17 protein-coding genes are annotated in these 17,574 nt (G+C 72.3%); 5 read left to right on the top strand and 12 right to left on the bottom strand.

Annotated elements, in window-relative coordinates; genetic code table 11:
• Both C1A38_RS08030 and C1A38_RS08025 read right to left on the bottom strand, forming a co-directional pair.
• Positions 1 to 1,146, bottom strand: a complete 1,146-nt coding sequence (locus C1A38_RS08030; RefSeq protein WP_102657191.1) for a fatty acid desaturase family protein — start codon at positions 1,144 to 1,146, stop codon at positions 1 to 3.
• Between the two features lie 15 nt (positions 1,147 to 1,161).
• Positions 1,162 to 2,253, bottom strand: coding sequence for a ferredoxin reductase (locus tag C1A38_RS08025; protein ID WP_102657190.1), 1,092 nt, complete (start codon positions 2,251 to 2,253; stop codon positions 1,162 to 1,164).
• 83 nt (positions 2,254 to 2,336) lie between these two features.
• On the opposite strand from C1A38_RS08025, the gene C1A38_RS08020 reads away from it, so the two are divergent.
• The gene (locus C1A38_RS08020) at positions 2,337 to 3,566 is read left to right on the top strand and encodes a PucR family transcriptional regulator (protein ID WP_102657189.1); all 1,230 of its coding nucleotides are present in this window, start codon (positions 2,337 to 2,339) and stop codon (positions 3,564 to 3,566) included.
• Positions 3,567 to 3,624: 58 nt separating this feature from the next.
• Here the strand turns inward: C1A38_RS08020 and C1A38_RS08015 are convergent, their stop codons facing one another.
• The 9 genes from C1A38_RS08015 to C1A38_RS07975 form a co-directional block, all read right to left on the bottom strand.
• The gene (locus C1A38_RS08015; protein WP_199180130.1) at positions 3,625 to 5,196 is read right to left on the bottom strand and encodes a Na+/H+ antiporter; all 1,572 of its coding nucleotides are present in this window, start codon (positions 5,194 to 5,196) and stop codon (positions 3,625 to 3,627) included.
• Positions 5,197 to 5,321: 125 nt separating this feature from the next.
• On the bottom strand, positions 5,322 to 6,104 hold the full coding sequence (locus C1A38_RS08010) for an IclR family transcriptional regulator domain-containing protein (protein ID WP_102657188.1): 783 nt from the start codon (positions 6,102 to 6,104) through the stop codon (positions 5,322 to 5,324).
• A complete protein-coding gene (gene pcaC, locus C1A38_RS08005; RefSeq protein WP_013733706.1) occupies positions 6,101 to 6,481 on the bottom strand; it encodes a 4-carboxymuconolactone decarboxylase in 381 nt (126 codons plus the stop codon). Before pcaC ends, C1A38_RS08010 begins: the two co-directional genes overlap by 4 nt.
• Positions 6,478 to 7,254, bottom strand: a complete 777-nt coding sequence (pcaD, locus tag C1A38_RS08000; RefSeq protein WP_102657187.1) for a 3-oxoadipate enol-lactonase — start codon at positions 7,252 to 7,254, stop codon at positions 6,478 to 6,480. Before pcaD ends, pcaC begins: the two co-directional genes overlap by 4 nt.
• Complete coding sequence (pcaB, locus tag C1A38_RS07995) at positions 7,251 to 8,591, bottom strand: 3-carboxy-cis,cis-muconate cycloisomerase (protein ID WP_102657186.1); 1,341 nt, start codon at positions 8,589 to 8,591, stop codon at positions 7,251 to 7,253. Before pcaB ends, pcaD begins: the two co-directional genes overlap by 4 nt.
• Entirely contained in the window at positions 8,566 to 9,135 is a 570-nt protein-coding gene (gene pcaG / locus C1A38_RS07990) for a protocatechuate 3,4-dioxygenase subunit alpha (RefSeq protein ID WP_102657185.1), read from the bottom strand. The genes pcaB and pcaG overlap by 26 nt, the downstream gene beginning before the upstream one ends.
• The gene (gene pcaH, locus C1A38_RS07985) at positions 9,128 to 9,865 is read right to left on the bottom strand and encodes a protocatechuate 3,4-dioxygenase subunit beta (RefSeq protein ID WP_102657184.1); all 738 of its coding nucleotides are present in this window, start codon (positions 9,863 to 9,865) and stop codon (positions 9,128 to 9,130) included. Before pcaH ends, pcaG begins: the two co-directional genes overlap by 8 nt.
• A gap of 34 nt (positions 9,866 to 9,899) precedes the next feature.
• Positions 9,900 to 10,667, bottom strand: coding sequence for a CoA-transferase subunit beta (locus C1A38_RS07980; RefSeq protein ID WP_199180129.1), 768 nt, complete (start codon positions 10,665 to 10,667; stop codon positions 9,900 to 9,902).
• On the bottom strand, positions 10,664 to 11,482 hold the full coding sequence (locus C1A38_RS07975) for a CoA transferase subunit A (protein WP_102657183.1): 819 nt from the start codon (positions 11,480 to 11,482) through the stop codon (positions 10,664 to 10,666). The genes C1A38_RS07980 and C1A38_RS07975 overlap by 4 nt, the downstream gene beginning before the upstream one ends.
• A 250-nt stretch (positions 11,483 to 11,732) precedes the next feature.
• Between C1A38_RS07975 and C1A38_RS07970 the strand changes: the two genes are divergently transcribed.
• From C1A38_RS07970 to C1A38_RS07955, 4 genes are all read left to right on the top strand, one after another.
• Complete coding sequence (locus C1A38_RS07970; RefSeq protein WP_102657182.1) at positions 11,733 to 13,193, top strand: benzaldehyde dehydrogenase; 1,461 nt, start codon at positions 11,733 to 11,735, stop codon at positions 13,191 to 13,193.
• 13 nt (positions 13,194 to 13,206) lie between these two features.
• The gene (locus C1A38_RS07965) at positions 13,207 to 13,992 is read left to right on the top strand and encodes an IclR family transcriptional regulator (RefSeq protein ID WP_102657181.1); all 786 of its coding nucleotides are present in this window, start codon (positions 13,207 to 13,209) and stop codon (positions 13,990 to 13,992) included.
• 118 nt (positions 13,993 to 14,110) lie between these two features.
• Positions 14,111 to 15,283 (top strand): 4-hydroxybenzoate 3-monooxygenase, encoded by a 1,173-nt coding sequence (locus C1A38_RS07960; protein ID WP_102657180.1) that lies wholly within the window; start codon positions 14,111 to 14,113, stop codon positions 15,281 to 15,283.
• 195 nt (positions 15,284 to 15,478) lie between these two features.
• Positions 15,479 to 16,924, top strand: coding sequence for a PepSY-associated TM helix domain-containing protein (locus C1A38_RS07955; RefSeq protein WP_013733696.1), 1,446 nt, complete (start codon positions 15,479 to 15,481; stop codon positions 16,922 to 16,924).
• 81 nt (positions 16,925 to 17,005) lie between these two features.
• On the opposite strand, the gene C1A38_RS07950 is transcribed toward C1A38_RS07955, so the two are convergent.
• On the bottom strand, positions 17,006 to 17,503 hold the full coding sequence (locus C1A38_RS07950) for a GNAT family N-acetyltransferase (protein WP_102657179.1): 498 nt from the start codon (positions 17,501 to 17,503) through the stop codon (positions 17,006 to 17,008).
• Positions 17,504 to 17,574: the final 71 nt, after the last annotated feature.

Genomic DNA, 17,574 nt, shown 5'->3' with positions numbered 1-17,574 from the left:
TCAGGTGCCGGCGGGAACGAGGGCCGGGGTCGGGTTCTCCTCGACGACGCCGGGCCGACGACGGTTCGGCAGCGAGAGCCGGAAGATCTTCTTCCAGGCCGAGAAGACCTGCCGCGGCAGTGAGCCGGTGACGTACTTGAGGCCGTACTTGTCGAACAGGGCCCGCACCTCGGGGGCGATCTCCTGGTAGCGGTTGCTCGGCAGGTCGGGGAAGAGGTGGTGCTCGATCTGGTACGACAGGTTGCCGGTCATGATGTGCATCAGCCGGCTGCCGCTGATGTTGGCCGAACCGAGCATCTGCCGCAGGTACCACTCACCGCGGGTCTCGCCCTCGATCGACGTCTTCTCGAAGGTCTCCACCCCCTCCGGGAAGTGCCCGCACATGATGACGGCGTGGCTCCACAGGTTGCGGATCAGGTTGGCGGTGAAGTTGGCGGCCATGGTGTGGAAGAACGACGGACCGGACAGCACCGGGAAGAGCACGTAGTCCTTGAGGATCTGGCGGCGCAGCTTGCGGCCGGTGGCCTTCAGGTTGGCGCGGAACTGCGGGTCGTTCTTGAGGCTGCCGTCCTTGAGCTTCTCGCGCAGCTCCAGGTCGTACGCGGCGATGCCGTACTCGAAGAAGCAGGCGTTGACGAAGTTGTAGAACGGCTGACCCAGGTGGGCCGGGTGCCACGGCTGGTCCTCGTCGACACGCATGATGCCGTAGCCGAGGTCGTTGTCCTTGCCGACGACGTTCGTGTAGCGGTGGTGCAGTTCGTTGTGCGACTGCTTCCACTGCTCGGCGGGGCTGACGTGGTCCCACTCCCAGGTCGTCGAGTGGATCTTCGGGTCGCGCATCCAGTCCCACTGGCCGTGCAGGATGTTGTGCCCGATCTCCATGTTCTCGAGGATCTTCGCCAGCGACAGCCCGGCGGTGCCGACGATCCAGGCCGGCGGGAACAGCGAGAACAGCAGCACGACCCGGCTGCCGACCTCCAGCTTGCGCTGGGTCGAGATGACCTTGCGGATGTAGGCGGCGTCCCGCTCACCCCGGTCGGCGATCACCCGTTCCCGGATGGCGTCGAGTTCCTTGCCGAGGGTCTCGATGTCCTCGGCGCTGAGGTGCGCGATCGGGTTGACGGCTTTCTTCTGGATGACGGTCACGTCGACGTTCTCCGATCAAATTTCGAGTTCACAGGCGCCGGCCGCGGCCGACACGCAGGTCTGCACGCGTACGCCGTCGCCCGGCAGGGCGGTGGTGAGCTGCCCGTTACGCAGGTCACGGACCGCGCCTTGACGCATCGGCAGCACACAGCCGAAACAGATACCCATCCGGCAGCCCGAGGGCATCAACACTCCGGCGTTTTCTCCGGCGTCGAGAAGAGGGGTGCCGCCGTCGGCCTCGATGGTGACCGACGAGCGGGTGAAGGTGACCGTGCCGCCGTCACCGGCGGTGATGATCGTCGGCCGGAACCGTTCGGTGTGCAGCCGGTCGGTGGCGCCCCGCGCGGCCCAATGCTGCTCGACGGCGTCCAGCAGACCGATCGGGCCACACGCCCAGGTCTCGCGTTCGCAGTGGTCGGGCACCAGGGTGTCGAGCTCGGCCACGTCCAGCAGGCCGTCGACGGCGGTGTGCCGCTCCACCAGCCGGATGACACCGCGCGCGGCCAGGTCACGCAGTTCCGCGCCGAACACCACGTCGGCCGAGGTCGGCGCGGAATGGATCAGCACCACGTCGCTGCCGGCCAGGGCGCCGCTGCGCAGCATCCCGGCGACCGGGGTGATGCCGCTGCCGGCGGTGAGGAACAACACCCGCGACGGTGCCGACTGGGGCAGGACGAAGTCACCGATCGCCTGGTCGAGCTGCACGATGGTGCCGGGGCGCACCCGGCGCACCAGGTAGTTGCTGACCACCCCGTCGGGGATCGCCTTGACCGTCACCGTGATCGGGTCGGTCCGTCCACCCGGCGCGGACGTCACCGAGTAGGCCCGCCACAGGCGTACGCCGTCGACGTCGACACCGAGTCGGATGTACTGTCCGGGCACGTGGCCACGCCAGCTGCGGCCGGGCTGGATGACCACGGTCGCCGCGTCCGGGGTCTCCGGGCGTACGGCGAGGATGCGGCCGCGCAGGTCGGCGCCGGCCCGCAGCGGCGCGACCATGTCGAGGTAGTCCGCGGGCAGTACCGGCGTGGTCACCGTCTCGGCGAGCCGCCACAGGCGGCGCCGGAGGGACCCTTTCGCGCCCGGTGGCGGAACGGTGGCGGTCATATAACGATCGTCGCGGCCCGCTGGCATAAAATCTTGGCCAGCGAAGGTAAAGCGATCCATCCCTTTTGTGCGGGGAGAACAACGTGGCGGACATTTCCGGCACCACTCATCGGGCATCCCGCCTCGAACTGGAACAGCGGGTGGCCCGCGAGCTACGCGACCGGCTACCGCTGGTCGCCGCGCAGACGGTCAGCGCGATCACGGCCGAGGTGCCCAGCTACTCCGGCACCCTGACCGGGCAGATGCGGGACAAGATCGAAAACGCGGTGCAGATCGCGTTGGGCACGTTCCTGCAACTGTTGGAACGCCCGCAGACCAGCGCGGCCAGCACCCCGCTGGTGCCCGCGCTGGAGGCGGCGTACGCGCTGGGCAGCGGTGAGGCCCGCTCCGGTCGCAGTGTGGACGCGCTGCTGGCCGCCTACCGGATCGGCGCCCGGGTCTCCTGGCGGGAGATGGCCGCGGCAAGCGTGGCGCTCGGGCTGCCCGCGGCCACCGTTGCGGAGTTCGCCGAGCTGATGTTCGCCTACATCGACGAGCTGTCCGCCGCCAGCGTGGCCGGGCATGCCGACGAGCTGGCCAGCGCCGGCCGGGCCCAGCGACGCAACCTGGAACGGCTCACCCAGCAGTTGCTCGCCGGCGAGCCGGAGGAGGTGCTGATGCGCAGCGCCGAGCGGGCCGGCTGGCAGGTCCCGGAGACGCTCACCGTCGCCCTGCTGCCGCAGGCCAAGCTGCGCGGCGCGCTCGCGCTGCTCGACGAGCACACCCTGGAGAGCAGCGAGGAGCTACCCGCCGGTGAGCCCGGCGAGGAGACGGCCGTGCTGCTGGTGCCGGACATGCACGGCGACCGGCGTCGCCAGCTCGCCCGGGTGCTGCACGGCCGCCGGGCGGTGCTCGGCCCGGCCCGCCCGTGGGCGCACGTCAGCTCGTCCTACCGGCGGGTGGTCCGCATCGTCGGGCTGGGCATCGCCCACCCCACCGACGGTGAGCCGCTGGACACCGACCGGCATCTGGCCGAGCTGCTGCTCAGCGCCGACATGGAGGCGCTGACCGACCTGCGCGCCCGGGTCCTGCAACCGCTCGCCGACCTGCCCTCGGCCACCGCGGAACGGCTCGCCGAGACGCTGCGTTCCTGGCTGCTGCACCAGGGTCGACGCGACGACATCGCCGCCGACCTGTTCGTGCACCCGCAGACGGTGCGCTACCGGATGGGGCAGCTGCGCCAGCTCTACGGCGAACGGCTCACCGACCCGCGCAGCCTGCTCGACCTGACGGTCGCGCTGGCGCTGCCCGGCGAAATCGCCACCGCGAGCTGACGGGCGGGATCCGAGCCGATCCGGCGGAATCGCCGCCGCGAGCTGACCGGGCGCTACCTCACTCGGGGGTCCTGGGCCCGAGCAGGCGGATCTCCTCGACGTCGAGTCGCGCCTCCAGCTCGCGCTGGACGGCGTCGTCGATCTGCCGGCGGTCCCGTAGCCGGGTGATCTCGCGCCGCTTGTGGTCGAGGGCCGCCAGGCGCAGCTGGCGTTCGACCTCCCGCGCGGCCGTCGTCTCGTCCTGCGGGTCGGACTGGAGTACGTCGAGATGGCTCTCGTACTCGTCCTGGATCCGGCGCACGGTGTCCGGGTCGGCACCGACCCGGTCGGCGAGGTCCGGCAGGGCGTGCAGGGTCTGCCGGATGGCGTGGCTCTGCGCCTGCCGTTTCTCGTCGGTGCGGTCCGGGTCCCCGGTCAGCCGGGCCCATTTCATCACCAGCGGCAGGGTGGTGCCCTGCACGAGCATGGTCAACAGGATCACCGCGGCGACACAGAAGATGATCAGGTCGCGCTCCGGCACCGGCTGGCCGTCGATGCTCATCGGGACCGCGAGGGCCGCCGCCAGGGAGACCGCACCGCGGAAACCAGCCCAGCCGGCCACCATACGGACCCGCCAGTTGACCCGCCGGTCGAGGTGGGCCTTGCGCACGTCCGCCAGGCGCAGGATGACGGCCATCAGGTTCACCCAGAGCATCCGTACCGCCACCAGCACCACGGCCACCACCACCGCGATGAGCAGCGCGCGGGTCAACGCCAGGCTGGTGACGCCGCGGACCGCCCGGGGGATCTGGAGCCCGACCAGCACGAAGAGCCCGCCGTTGATGAGGAAGGTGGTCAGGTCCCAGAACGACAGGGCAAGCACCCGGGAGCGGGCCCGGATCACCCGAGGGCTGGCGTAAGCGAGGATCAGCCCGGCGACCACCACCGCGAGCACCCCGCTCTCGTGGACGGCCTCGGCGAGGAAGAACGCGGCGAACGGGGTGAGGACGCTTACCGCACCCTCCCGCAGCGGATCGTCCAGGCGCTTGCGAATTTTGATCACCACGATGCCGACCAGCAGCCCGGCCGCGATGCCGCCGAGGAAGGACAGGCCGATCCGCTCGACCAGTTCGAAGGCGTTCGGTGCGGCCCCGCCGCCGAGCAGGCCGAGTGCCACGGCGAACAGCACCAGAGCCGTACCGTCGTTGATCAGGCTCTCGGTGTGCAGGGTGGTGAGCAGCCGGCGGGGCATCTTCTTGGCCAGCCCGGCGACCGCCGCCGCGTCGGTCGGGGCGAGGACCGCGCCGAGCACCCAGGCCACCGCCGGGTCGATGCCGAAGCGCTGCACGACCAGGGAGACCGCCACCATCGTGAGGCCCACCAGCACCACCGCCAGCATGGTGATCACCACGATGTTCGCCCGGATCTCACGCAGGCTGGTGGTCAGGCTCTCGCGGTAGAGGATGGCCGGCAGGAACAGCAGCAGCACCACCTCTGGCGCGAGCATCACGTGGGAGAACGGCGGCAGCAGTCCCAGCAGCGCACCGAAACAGATCAGCAGCACCGGCGGGGCAACCCGGTACCGACCGCCGATCGTCGTGCCGATCAGCACGGTGATCCCGAGAACGATGATCAGCAGCAGTTCCTGCACGTCGCCCCCCGTTCGTCGCCCACCACATGGTGGTACGCCGAACGGCCTCTCCGGGTCGATTCGCCAGCTAACTGCGCACGCCGGCCGCGCTGTCTGCTACCGCCGGGAGCCGACGGCGCAGCCGGTCACCGGCGGGAGCCGGCGGCCAGGTCCTCCTCGATCCGGCGGGCGGTGGCCAGCAACGGTGGCAGCAGTTCCCGACGGATCGCATCGAAGGTGCCGCGACTGGCGTGGGCGGAGACGTTGACCGCGGCGACCACCGCGCCGTCGTCGCCGTGGATCGGGGCGGCCAGCGACCGCAGCCCCTCCTCCAACTCCTGGTCGACGATGGCGTAGCCCTGCCCGGCGATCCGGTTCAGGGTGGTACGCAGCTTCGCCGGGTCGGTGATGGTCCGCCGGGTCAGCTGTCGCAGCTGCGCGGTGGCGAGGTAGTCGTCCAGCCAGTCGGTCGGCTGGGCGGCCAGCAGCACGCGCCCCATCGAGGTGGCGTACGCGGGGAACCGGGTGCCGACGCTGATCCCGACCGTCATGATCCGTTTGGTGGGTACCCGGGCCACGTAGACCACCTCGTCGCCGTCGAGGACGGACACCGAGCAGGACTCGTGCACCTGCGCGACAAGCGCCTCCATGTGCGGCTGGGCGACCTCCGGCAGGCTCAGGCTGGACAGGTAGGCGTAGCCGAGGTCGAGGATGCGCGGTCGCAGGGCGAACAGTCGTCCGTCGGTGTGCACGTAGCCCAGCTCGACGAGGGTGAGCAGGAACCGGCGGGCGGCGGCCCGGGTCAGCCCGGTGGCGCGGGCCACCTCGCTGAGCGTGAGTTGCGGGTGTTCGGCGTCGAACGCGCGGATCACGGCCAGGCCCCGTTCCAGGGACTGGACGAACTCCCCCGATCGCGCCGCGTCGGTCACCGGTCCTCCTGCCGCAGGGTTTCCTGAGCCACCTTGAACGCCCGGTTCGCGGCCGGTACGCCAGCGTAGACGGCGACCTGGAGCAGCACCTCGCGGACCTCCTGCGGGGTCAGTCCGTTGCGCAGCGCGGCGCGTACGTGCATCGCCAGTTCCTCGTCGTGGTGCAGGGTGGCCAACACGGCGAGGGTGATGCAGCTGCGGGTGCGCCGGTCCAGGCCGTCGCGGGTCCAGATCTCGCCCCAGGCGTAGCGGGTGATCAGGTCCTGGAAGTCGGCGGTGAACTCGTCGGTGTTGGCCACGGCCCGGTCGACGTGCGCATCGCCGAGCACCTGCCGACGTACGGCCATGCCGGCGTCGTGTCGCTGCTTGTCGTTCACGGGTTCGTCCCGCCCTCCGGCTCGAAGTGGGCGCGCAGCAGCCGGGCCACGGCGGCGGGCTGTTCGACGTTTGCCAGGTGCGCGGCGTCGTCGACGACGGCCAGCCGCGCGGCCGGGATCCGTTCGGCGATGTCGGCGGCGTGCTCGGGTGGGGTGGCCGGATCGTCGGCCGCGCCGATCACCAGGGTCGGTGCGCGCACGGCCGCCAGGTCGGCGCGCAGGTCCATGGCGGCGATCGCCTCGCAGCAGGCGGCGTAGCCGGCCGGCGGGGTGGCGGTCAGCATGTCCCGGTAGCCGGCGACCGTGTCGGGTCGGGCGGCGGCGAAGCCCGGGGTGAACCAGCGGGACACCACGGTGTCGGCGATGCTGCCCAGCTGTCCGGCGCGGACACCGGCCGCCCGGGCCCGCCACACCTCGGCCGGGCCCAGGCAGGCCGAGGTGCAGAGCAGGGCGAGCCGGTCGATCCGCTCGGGGGCGTGCGCGGCCAGCCACATGCCGACCATGCCGCCGAGGGAGAGCCCGGCGTAGTGCGCGGACCCCACCCCCAGGTGGTCGAGCAGCCCCAGCACCTCCCGGCCGAGCAGGTCGATGGTGTACGGCCCGGGCGGTACCGGTGAGCCGCCGTGACCGAGGTGGTCGTAGCGGACCACCCGGAACCGGTCCGCGAGGGCGGCCACCTGCGGTTGCCACATGGCTCCGGTGGTGCCCAGGGAACTGCCCAGCAGCAGCACCGGCGCATCCGGCGGCCCGTCGACGGTGGCGTGCAGTGTCATCCGGTCCCCCGCTCGTAGGTCTCCAGGGCGCGGTCGACAAGCGTGGCCGCGCTGCCGAGCCAGCCGGCCGGGTCCAGTGCCGCGTCGACGTCGGCCACCGACAGGTGAGCCCGTACGTCCGGGTCGGCGAGCAGGGCGTCCCGGAAGGAGGCGGCGGTGGCGGCCCGGGCGACCAGGTCGTGTGCGGCGGCCCGGCCCAGCGCCGGTGCCAGCCGGGTGGCGACGGCCTCGGCGAGCAGCAGGCCGCCGGTGGCGTCGAGGTTGGCACGCATCCGCTGCGGGTGTACCCGCAGGTTGCCGAGCATCCGGGCGGTACGGGCGGCCGCCCCGCCGGCGAGGTGCAGCAGGTCGAGCAGGGGTTCCCATTCGGCGTGCCAGCCGCCGGTGGCCCGTTCGTGTTCCTGCCCGGCGGCGGCGAACAGGGTGCCGACGAGGCCGGGACCGCGTCGGGCGGCGGCGGTGACCAGCACCGAGTCGACCGGGTTGCGTTTGTGCGGCATGGCCGACGAGCCACCGCGCCCCGGACCGCCCTCGGCCACCTCGCCGACCTCGGTCTGGGCGAGCAGTCCCACGTCGAGGGCGACCTTGCCGGCGGCGGCGAGCAGCCCGCCGAGCGCGGCGGCCAGGTCGAGCACCGGCTGGCGGCGGGTGTGCCAGGGCAGCGGGCCGGCCGCCAGGCCCAGGTGGGCGGCGAACCGGTCCGCCACGACCAGACCGCTCGGCCCGTACCCGGCGAGGGTGCCCACCGCCCCGCCGAGCTGTGCGGGCAGCGCGGCCCGCGCCTGCGCCAGCCGGGTCCGGGCGTCGTGCAGGCCGAGCAGCCAGCCGGCCGCCTTGAGCCCGAAGGTGGTGGGGGCGGCCTGCTGACCGAGGGTGCGGGCCACCATCACGGTGTCGCGGTGGGCGCGGGTGAGCCCGGCAGCGGCATCGGTGGCGGCGTCGAGGTGACGCAGCAGCGGCCCGGCGGCCCGGGTGACCACCAGGGCCAGGGCGCTGTCGAGGATGTCCTGGCTGGTCGCGCCGTGGTGCACCCAGGCGCGGGCGGGTGGAGCGACGGCGGCGGTCAGTTCGCGTACCAGCGGGACGACGGGATTGCCGGCGGCGTCGGCGGCCGTGCCGAGCGCCGCCGGGTCGTACCGGTCGGCGTGGCAGTGCCGGGCGATCTCGTCGGCGACCGGCCCGGGCAGCAGACCGGCGTCGGCACCGGCGCGGGCGAGCGCCGCCTCGGCGTCCAGCAGCGCCTGCAACAGGTGGCTGTCGTCGAGTTCGGCGTCGACGTCGACCGCGCCGGACAGGCCGCGCAGCAGCGACTCAGACGGCGAAGAAGACGGTTTCATGCTCTCCCTGCAGGCGGATGTCGAACTGGTAGCCGTCCGCGGCCGGACGGGCCACGAGCGTGTCGCGGCGGCCGGGGTCGACGGTACGCAACACCGGGTCGGCGGCGTTGGCCGGCTCGTCGGGGAAGTAGATCCGGGTGACCAGGCGGTGCAGCAGTCCCCGGCCGAACACCGACAGGTTCAGGTGCGGCGCCTCGGTCTCGCCGTCGGGGGTGGGCAGCGGTCCGGGTCGGACGGTGTGCAGCGCGTACCAGCCCTCGGCGTCGGTGTCGGTGCGGCCGAAGCCCCGGAAGCCGGGCACGGTGGCCGCGCGGGCGCCGCGCGGGTCGTCGGGGTGGTCGAAGTGCCCGTCCGGGTCGGCCTGCCAGCTCTCCACCATCGCGTCGCCGACCGGTGCGCCGGTGCCGTCGACGATCCGGCCCCGGATCCAGAACGCCCCCGGGGTGCCCTCGGGCACCACGTACGGGCCGTCCGGCCAGCTCAGACCGATGTGCAGGTACGGCCCGACGGTCTGGGCGGGCGTGACGCCCAGGCGCTCACTCATCGTCGTCCTCGTCCTCGAAGGGGGTGGCCGCCCGGCCCCGCAGCACGATGTCGAACCGGTAGGCCAGCGCCCACTCCGGCCGGGTGGCGGCATGGTCGTAGCGGGCCACCATCCGCTCGCGGGCCTGCGGGTCGCGGACCGAGTTGAAGATCGGGTCCTGGGAGAACAGCGGGTCGCCGGGGAAGTACATCTGGGTCACCAGGCGCTGGGTGAAGGCCCGGCCGAACAGCGAGAAGTGGATGTGTGCGGGCCGCCAGGCGTTGTCGTGGTTACGCCACGGGTAGGCACCGGGCTGCACGGTGACGAACTCGTAGCGCCCCTGGTCGTCGGTGAGGGTACGCCCCACGCCTGTGAAGTGGGGGTCCAGCGGGGCGGGCCAGTTGTCGATGGCGTGCCGGTACCGGCCGGCGGCGTTGGCCTGCCAGATCTCCACCAGGCTGTGCGGCACGGCCTGGCCGTCGCCGTCGAGGACCCGACCGTGCACGATGATCCGCTGCCCCTGGGGCTCGCCGTCGTGCTGCCGGGTCAGGTCGTGGTCGAGTTCGCCGAGGCGTCCCTCGCCGAGCAGCGGGCCGGTGATCTCGGTGAGCCGCTGCGGCAGATAGGTCAGCGGCTGCTGCGGCGCGCGGATGACTGTGGACTTGTAGCCGGGGCTGAGCAGCGGCGGGTGGGCCTCGACGTCGTCGCGCCGGTAGCCGGGCAGCAGCAGCTTCCGGGTGGTCTCGCTCATCAGGTCCCCTTCGGGCTTGCCGGACGACGCTTCATCACACCCCGGCCTTCTTGGTGGCTTCCAGGGCGCGCAGCACGGTGAGTTCGTCGGTGCTGGGTGGCTCGCCGGTGCTCACCTCGTCGGCGACGGCCAGCGGCCAGCCGGTGGCGGCACGGACCTGGTCGACGGTGACGCCGGGATGCAGCCGGGTGAGGGTGAGTTCGCAGGTCACCGGGTCGGCGGTGAGCACACCCAGATCGGTGATGACGGTCTTCGGGCCGCCGCCGCGCAGTCCGAGCCGGGCCCGGTCGCCCGGACCGGCGCCGTACCCGACCGAGGTGACGAAGTCGACCCGGTCGATGAACGTACGCAGGCTCTGCCGGACGATGACGACCACCTCGCCGCAGGAGGCGGCGATCTCCGGAGCGCCACCGGCGCCGGGCAGGCGGACCTTCGGGTCGGTGTAGTCGCCGCCGATGACCGTGGTGTTGATGTTGCCGTACCTGTCGAGTTGGGCGGCACCGAGGAACCCGACGTCGATGCGGCCGGGTTGCAGCCAGTAGTTGAAGACCTCGGGCACGGAGACCACCGCGTCGGCGGTGTCGGCGAGCACACCGTCGCCGATGGACAGTGGCAGCCGGTCGGGTTTGGCGCCGAGGCAGCCCGACTCGTAGATGAGCACCAGGTTCGGGGCGTGGGTGACCCGGGCCAGGTTGGCGGCGGTGCTGGGTAGCCCGATGCCGACGAAGCAGGCGGTGCCGTTGCGCAACTGTCGGGCGGCGGCCACGGTCATCATCTCGTCGGAACTGTAGTCGGCGCTCACGCCGGCACCTCCACATCGCGCACGTGCCGGGCGATCCACTCCTCGAAGCTGGCGCGTTCCCGGCTGATCGCGTCCCAGGCCCGGTAGAAGTCGTTGTCCCGCACCGAGTAACCCTGGGTGTACGACGGGTGCGCGCCGCCGGGGACGTGCGCCACGGCGGTGACTGCCCAGCCCGGCAGGATCACCTGCCCGGGTACCGGATCGAGGTCGTCGACGATCTCCTCGACGGTGACCAGCGACCGCCGGGCGGCCAGCACCGCCTCCTTCTGCACCCCGGTGATGCCCCACATCTGCACGTTGCCGGCGCGGTCGGCACGTTGGGCGTGCACCACTGTCACGTCGGGTCGCAGGGCGGCGACGGCGGTCAACGTCTCCCCGGTGAAGGGGCATTCGATCGGGCGGATGTTTGCGGTGTGCCGGGGCAGGTCGGTGCCGGTGTAGCCGCGCAGCACGGCGAAGGGCAGGCCGCTGGCGCCGGCGACATACCGGTTGGCCATCCCGGCGTGGCTGTGTTCCTCCAGTTCCAGCGGCACCGGCCAGGAGTTCTGCACGGCGTCGCGGAACCGGTGCAGGGAGCCGACGCCCGGGTTGCCGCCCCAGGAGAAGACCAGCCGACGGGCACAGCCGGCACCGATGAGCTGGTCGTAGATGACGTCGGGGGTCATCCGGACCAGGGTCAGATCGCGCCGTCGTTGTCGGATGATCTCGTGGCCGGCAGCGAACGGGATGAGGTGGGTGAAGCCTTCCAACGCCACCGTGTCCCCGTCGCGGACCAGCTCCGCGACGCCGTCGGCCAGCGAGACGAGCTTCGCCATCAGCTTCCGCCCTCCCGGGTCCAGGGCCGCCGCCGGTGTTCGGCATGCGGACTCGCGTACACATCTCGAACGTAGTGGCCCGGGCCGACGTCCGTCAACGCGTCGGATTCCGGTGCGCGGAATGTCCACAGCATGCGTTGACTAGCCTGACGGGCCGTGCCATGTTCTGAACGAGAACGATCGTTCGGTTTCCGAACAGCCTGTGGAGCGCTCCTCCGGACCACACCCCCACCCCGCAAGGAGGATCACCATGTCCCTGCTCGACACCGGCGCCTGGCACGGCACGCTCTACAGCGACGGCTGGGTGGAGGCGGCCGGCGGCACCGCCGCGGTCCGTTCCCCGGCCACCGGCGAGGAGATCGGTCGGGTCGGCGTTGCCGACGCCACCGACGTCGCCCGGGCCGCCGCGCGGGCCGCGCAGGCGCAGCGCGCCTGGGCCGCCACCAGCTACCAGGAACGGGCCGCGGTGCTGCGCCGGGCCGGTGCGCTGTGGGAGCAGCACGCCGCCGAGGTCGGCGACTGGATCGTCCGCGAGGCGGGGTCGATCCCGCCGAAGGCCGGCGTCGAGACCAGCACCGCCGCGCAGGAGTGCTACGAGGCGGCAGCCCTGGCCTCGCATCCGCTGGGCGAGATCATCCCGAGCGCGCAGCCACGTCTGAGCCTGGCCCGACGCCTGCCCGTCGGCGTGGTCGGGGTGATCGCGCCGTTCAACTTCCCGCTGATCCTGGCCATCCGCTCGGTCGCGCCGGCCCTGGCGCTGGGCAACGCGGTGGTGCTCAAACCCGACCTGCGTACGGCGGTGTCGGGCGGTTTGACGCTGGCCGCCGTCTTCGCCGAGGCCGGGCTGCCCGACGGGCTGCTGCACGTGCTGCCCGGCGGGGCGGACACCGGGGCGGCGCTGGTCGCCGATCCACACGTACGGGTGATCAGCTTCACCGGGTCGACCGCCGCGGGCCGCAAGGTCGGCGAGGCCGCCGCCCGGCACCTCAAGCGGGCCCACCTGGAACTCGGCGGCAACTCCGCCCTGGTGGTGCTCGACGACGCCGATCTGGACCTTGCCGTCTCGGCCGGCGCCTGGGGTTCGTTCCTGCACCAGGGGCAGATCTGCATGACCACCGGCCGGCACCTGGTGCACGCCAGCCTGGTCGAGCGTTACGTCGAGGCCCTCGCCGAGAAGGCCGACCACCTGCCCGTCGGCGACCCGACCAAGGAACAGGTGGCGCTCGGACCGATCATCGACGAGACCCAACGCGACAAGATCCACTCACTTGTCACCGCGAGCGTCGACGCGGGCGCCCGGTTGGCCGCCGGTGGCCGCTACGACGGGCTGTTCTACCGGCCGACCGTGCTCGCCGACGTCACCCCGGCCACCCCGGCGTACGCGCAGGAGGTCTTCGGGCCGGTCGCGCCGGTGCTCAGCTTCACCGACCTGGACGAGGCCGCCGCCCTGGCCGCCGACACCGAGTACGGCTTGTCGCTCGGCATCCTCAGCCGGGACGTGCCGAAGGCGCTGGCCCTGGCCGACCGGATCCCCAGCGGCATCGTGCACATCAACGACCAGACGGTCAGCGACGAGGCGGTGGCCCCGTTCGGCGGGGTCCGCGCCTCCGGCACCGGCTCCCGCTTCGGCGGCGCGGCGGCCAATGTGGAGGCGTTCACCGAGACGCAGTGGTTGACCGTGCAGGGTGACATCACCCGTTACCCGTTCTGAGTCGGGGGCAACAGTGGCGGGCGGCAGCCGCTCCCCCGGCGCGTCGGTGACCTCGCGGGTGCTGGCCGTGCTCGGCGCGTTCGACGCGGCCCATCCGGCGTTGACGCTCAGCGACATCGCCCGGCGCAGCGGCCTGCCGTTGGCCACCACGCACCGGCTGGTCGCCGAACTGGTGACCGGCCGGGCGTTGGCGCGCGGCGTCGACGGCACCTACCGCATCGGGGTGCGGCTGTGGGAGATCGGGCTGCTCTCGCCGCTGCACGGCCAACTGCGCGAGGTGGCGCTGCCCTACCTGCAGGAGCTGTACACCACGGTCCGGGAGAACGTGCACCTGGCGGTCCGCGACGGCGACGAGGCGCTCTACGTGGAGAAGGTCACCGGGCACCGCGCGGTGCCGACCATCTCCCGCGCCGGGGGCCGCCTGCCGCTGCACGCCACCGGGGTCGGCAAGGCGCTGCTGGCGTACGCCCCACCGGAGGTGGTCGCCGCGCACCTGCGAGGACCGTTGCGCCGCTGCACCCCGTACACCATCACGGAGCCGGGTCGACTGGCTCGCGAGCTGGCGGCGATCCGCGAGCGCGGCTGGGCGCGGACCCACGAGGAGATGACCCTCGGTTCCTGCTCGGTCGCGGTCGTGGTGCCGGGGCCCGACGGCGCGGCGCTGGCCGCGATCGGCGTCGTCGGGCACAGCCTGGGCGCCGCACCGCAGCGGCTGGTCCCGGCGCTGCGGGCGGCGGCCGACCAGGTGGCGGCCCGGCTGGCCGACGAGCCGCCCGCGACACAGCGCGCCACCGCCTGACCGGCGCAGGTTGGCCTTCCACTGGATGGAAACCGACAGCGGCGGCCCGGGTCGGCAGCGGGCAGGCTGAGGGCGGTGGGAGACGGCGACGAGGTCGCCGACGATCAAGGAGGCACGGATGCGTACCCAGGTCGGCATCGTCGGAGCGGGACCGGCCGGTCTCATGCTGTCGCACCTGCTGCACCGGCAGGGCATCTCCTCGGTGGTGCTGGAGAGCCGCAGCCGCGACTACGTGGAACACCGGGTGCGTGCCGGCGTGCTCGAACAGGGCTCGGTCGACCTGCTGCGCGCCACCGGCCTGGGCGACCGGCTGGACCGGGAGGGCCTGCGCCACGAGGGCATCGAGCTGCGCTTCGACGGCGAGTCGCACCGGGTGGCGATGACCGAGCTGACCGGCCGGGCGATCACCGTGTACGGGCAGCAGGAGGTGGTCAAGGACCTGATCGCCGCGCGGCTGGCCGCCGGTGGCACGATCCTGTTCTCCGCCGAGGCGACCCGGTTGTCCGGGCTGGAGTCGCCGTCGCCGGTGGTGCACTACCGGTACGAGGGGCGCGACGAGGAACTGCACTGCGACTTCGTGGTCGGCTGCGACGGCTTCCACGGGGTGAGCCGCTCGGCCGTCCCCGACGGGGTGCTGCACACCTACGAACGCACCTACCCGTTCGCCTGGCTGGGCGTCCTGGCCGCCGCCGCGCCGGCGGTCGACGAACTCATCTACGCCCACCACGAACGGGGTTTCGCCCTCTACAGCATGCGCTCGCCGGAGATCTCCCGGCTCTACCTGCAGGTCCCGGCGGACGAGGACATCGCCGACTGGCCCGACGAGCGGATCTGGGCCGAGCTGCGGACCCGGTTGGAGACCGTGCCGGGCTGGAGCCTCAACGAGGGGCCGGTGCTGGAGAAGGCGATCACCCCGCTGCGCAGCTTCGTGGTCGAGCCGATGCAGTGGCAGCGGCTGTACCTGGCCGGCGACGCCGTGCACATCGTGCCGCCCACCGGCGCGAAGGGCATGAATCTGGCCCTGGCCGACGTGGCGCTGCTCGGTGACGCCTTCGCCGCCTGGTACGCCGACGGTCGCACCGACCTGCTCGACGACTACTCGCGTACCGCCCTGCGTCGGGTCTGGCGGGCGCAGCAGTTCTCCTGGTGGATGACGTCGATGCTGCACCGCCTCAACGCCGACGACCCGTACGAGGCGAAACTCCAGTCGTCGGCGCTGCGCTACCTGACCACCTCCCCCGCGTACGCCACAAGCCTCGCCGAAAACTACGTCGGCCTGCCGACCGTCTGAAGGAAGGGCACCTTATTAACGCCTCGGGTAGAGGAAGGTGCCCTTCTTAACAGCACCCGCAGATGGCGGGAACCGGAGTCGTCTGCTGTCCGACTAGGTACCCGTAGCGACGGGCGTCCGGGCGAGACGCAGCATCACTGACCCGAAGGGCACGGGCCAGGCTACAGAAGGCTCCTACTCCGATCGGAAAAGTGCATGTCTCTGACCGACGTCTCCGGCCCGCCGGATTCCGCTCCCGAGCCGTCCACTGTCGAGCCACCGTCGGGTCGGCCGCAACGGCGGTCGTCCCCGCTGGCGGCGCTGCTGGTGCGGCTGCACTTCTACGCCGGCGTCCTGGTCGCCCCGTTCCTGGTGGTCGCCGCGTTGACCGGCCTGGCGTACACCGTCACGCCGCAACTGGACCGGGCGCTGCATGGTGACCAGCTGATCGTGACCACCAGCGGCGAGCAGCCACGACCACTGGCCGAGCAGATCACCGCCGCGCGGGCGGCCCACCCGGACGGCAGCCTCGTGGCCGTGTCACCCGGCACCGCAGACCGTACGACAGCTGTGGTGTTCGCCTTGCCGGAGTTGGGCGACAAGCAGCACACCGTCTACGTCGACCCGTACACCGGCACGGTGGCCGGGCAGTTGACCACCTGGTTCGGCTCCACCCCGGTCACCACCTGGCTGGACGACCTGCACCGCAACCTGCACCTCGGTGCCGTCGGCCGGCACTACTCGGAGATCGCCGCGAGTTGGCTGTGGGTGCTGGCGCTCGGCGGCATCATCCTGTGGTGGCGTCGCCGCGCCACCGGGCGGGGACGGGTACGGCACCTGCTGGTGCCGGACCTGTCGACCGGGCGCGGAGTACGCCGGACCCGGGGCTGGCACGCCACTCTCGGCGTCTGGCTCGCCGTGGGCCTGCTCGTCCTCTCGGCGACCGGGCTGACCTGGTCCCGGTTCGCCGGCGGCAACTTCTCCGCCGGCCTGACCGCGCTCGACGCCGCCCGCCCGACCCTGTCCACGAGTCTCACCGCCGCTCCCGTTGACGGTGGCGGGGAACACCACCACGGCGGCGCACCGTCGCCGACGGCCGAACCGGCGACCTTCGACCGGGTGCTCGCGGTGGCCCGGGACGCCGGGCTGGACGGGCCGGTCGAGATCAGCCCGGGTGAGGCCGGCGAGGCCTGGGTGGTCGCCCAGACCGACAACACCTGGCCGGTCGGCTGGGACCGGGTGGCAGTGGACCCCGACGCCGGTACGGTGACCGCGCGCAGCGACTACGCCGACTGGCCACTGCTGGCCAAGCTCAGCGCGCTCGGCATCCAGGCGCACATGGGTGTGCTGTTCGGCCTGGTCAACCAGATCCTGCTGGCCGCCCTCGCGATCGGTCTGCTCTGCGTCATCGTCTGGGGCTACCGCATGTGGTGGCAGCGCCGCCCCACCCGGGTCGACCGGCGGGCCCTTGTCGGCGCCCCGCCTGCCCGGGGTGCCCTGCGCGGACTGCCCTGGTGGGCGCTGCTGCCGGGCGTGCCGCTGGTCGCCGCGCTGGGCTGGGCCCTGCCGTGGTTCGGTGTGACGTTGCTCGGCTTCCTGGCCGTCGACGTGGCCCTGGGCCTGGCGGCCCGACGACGCACGGGCCTGACGTCCGTCGGGTGAGGCACTGCGTTTCGGCGCGATGGCGGTGACCGGGTGCGCCCGAAGCCGCCATCACGCCGAAACGGAGTCGATCACCGCGGGTCAGTCGACGACCGGGCTGCGCCGTTCCAGCAGCGTGACGTCGCGCCAGCGGCCGTGGTGGCGGGCCACCCGCTCGCGGACGCCGACCACCCGGAATCCCGCCCGACTGTGCAACGTCAGGCTGGCGGTGTTCTCCGGGAATACCGCGGACTGGATGGTCCAGATGCCCGCCGCCTCGGTCGAGGCGATCAGGCCGTCGAGCAGCAGGCGGGCCACTCCCCGGCCCTGTGCCGCCGGGTCGACGTAGACGGAGTGTTCCACCACACCGGCGTACACCGGCCGGGTCGAGGTGGGCGACACGGCGACCCAACCGAGCAGCGTTCCGGCGTCGTCGACCGCCACCAGGCGGTGCGCCGGCAACCGCCCGGCGTCGAAGGCCGCCCAGGTGGGGGCGACGGTCTCGAAGCTGGCCTGCCCACCGTCCAGCCCGGCCTGATAGATCGCCAGCACCCGGTCGGCGTCCGCGGCCGTCATCGGCCGCAACACCACCTCAGCCATCGGCCCCCGCTCTCGTTCGCTCCGTACCTGCTCAGGGGCGGTCTCCGGGGTCCGTGACGCGCCCTCGCCTC

The sequence above is a fragment of the Verrucosispora sp. ts21 genome (genome assembly GCF_002879555.1).
Classification (GTDB): Bacteria; Actinomycetota; Actinomycetes; order Mycobacteriales; family Micromonosporaceae; genus Micromonospora; species Micromonospora gifhornensis.
The sequence above is the reverse complement of the archived record's forward strand: the minus strand, read 5'-3'. Positions and strand labels throughout refer to the sequence as shown.

What these genes read in the sequence shown, in the direction of transcription:
- C1A38_RS08025 (WP_102657190.1), bottom strand. Translation starts at nt 2,253, where the DNA reads ATGACCGCCACCGTTCCGCCACCGGGCGCGAAAGGGTCCCTCCGGCGC.
- pcaD (WP_102657187.1), bottom strand. Translation starts at nt 7,254, where the DNA reads ATGACACTGCACGCCACCGTCGACGGGCCGCCGGATGCGCCGGTGCTG.
- pcaB (WP_102657186.1), bottom strand. Translation starts at nt 8,591, where the DNA reads ATGAAACCGTCTTCTTCGCCGTCTGAGTCGCTGCTGCGCGGCCTGTCC.
- pcaG (WP_102657185.1), bottom strand. Translation starts at nt 9,135, where the DNA reads ATGAGTGAGCGCCTGGGCGTCACGCCCGCCCAGACCGTCGGGCCGTAC.
- pcaH (WP_102657184.1), bottom strand. Translation starts at nt 9,865, where the DNA reads ATGAGCGAGACCACCCGGAAGCTGCTGCTGCCCGGCTACCGGCGCGAC.
- C1A38_RS07975 (WP_102657183.1), bottom strand. Translation starts at nt 11,482, where the DNA reads ATGGCGAAGCTCGTCTCGCTGGCCGACGGCGTCGCGGAGCTGGTCCGC.
- C1A38_RS07970 (WP_102657182.1), top strand. Translation starts at nt 11,733, where the DNA reads ATGTCCCTGCTCGACACCGGCGCCTGGCACGGCACGCTCTACAGCGAC.
- C1A38_RS07960 (WP_102657180.1), top strand. Translation starts at nt 14,111, where the DNA reads ATGCGTACCCAGGTCGGCATCGTCGGAGCGGGACCGGCCGGTCTCATG.
- C1A38_RS07955 (WP_013733696.1), top strand. Translation starts at nt 15,479, where the DNA reads ATGTCTCTGACCGACGTCTCCGGCCCGCCGGATTCCGCTCCCGAGCCG.
- C1A38_RS07950 (WP_102657179.1), bottom strand. Translation starts at nt 17,503, where the DNA reads ATGGCTGAGGTGGTGTTGCGGCCGATGACGGCCGCGGACGCCGACCGG.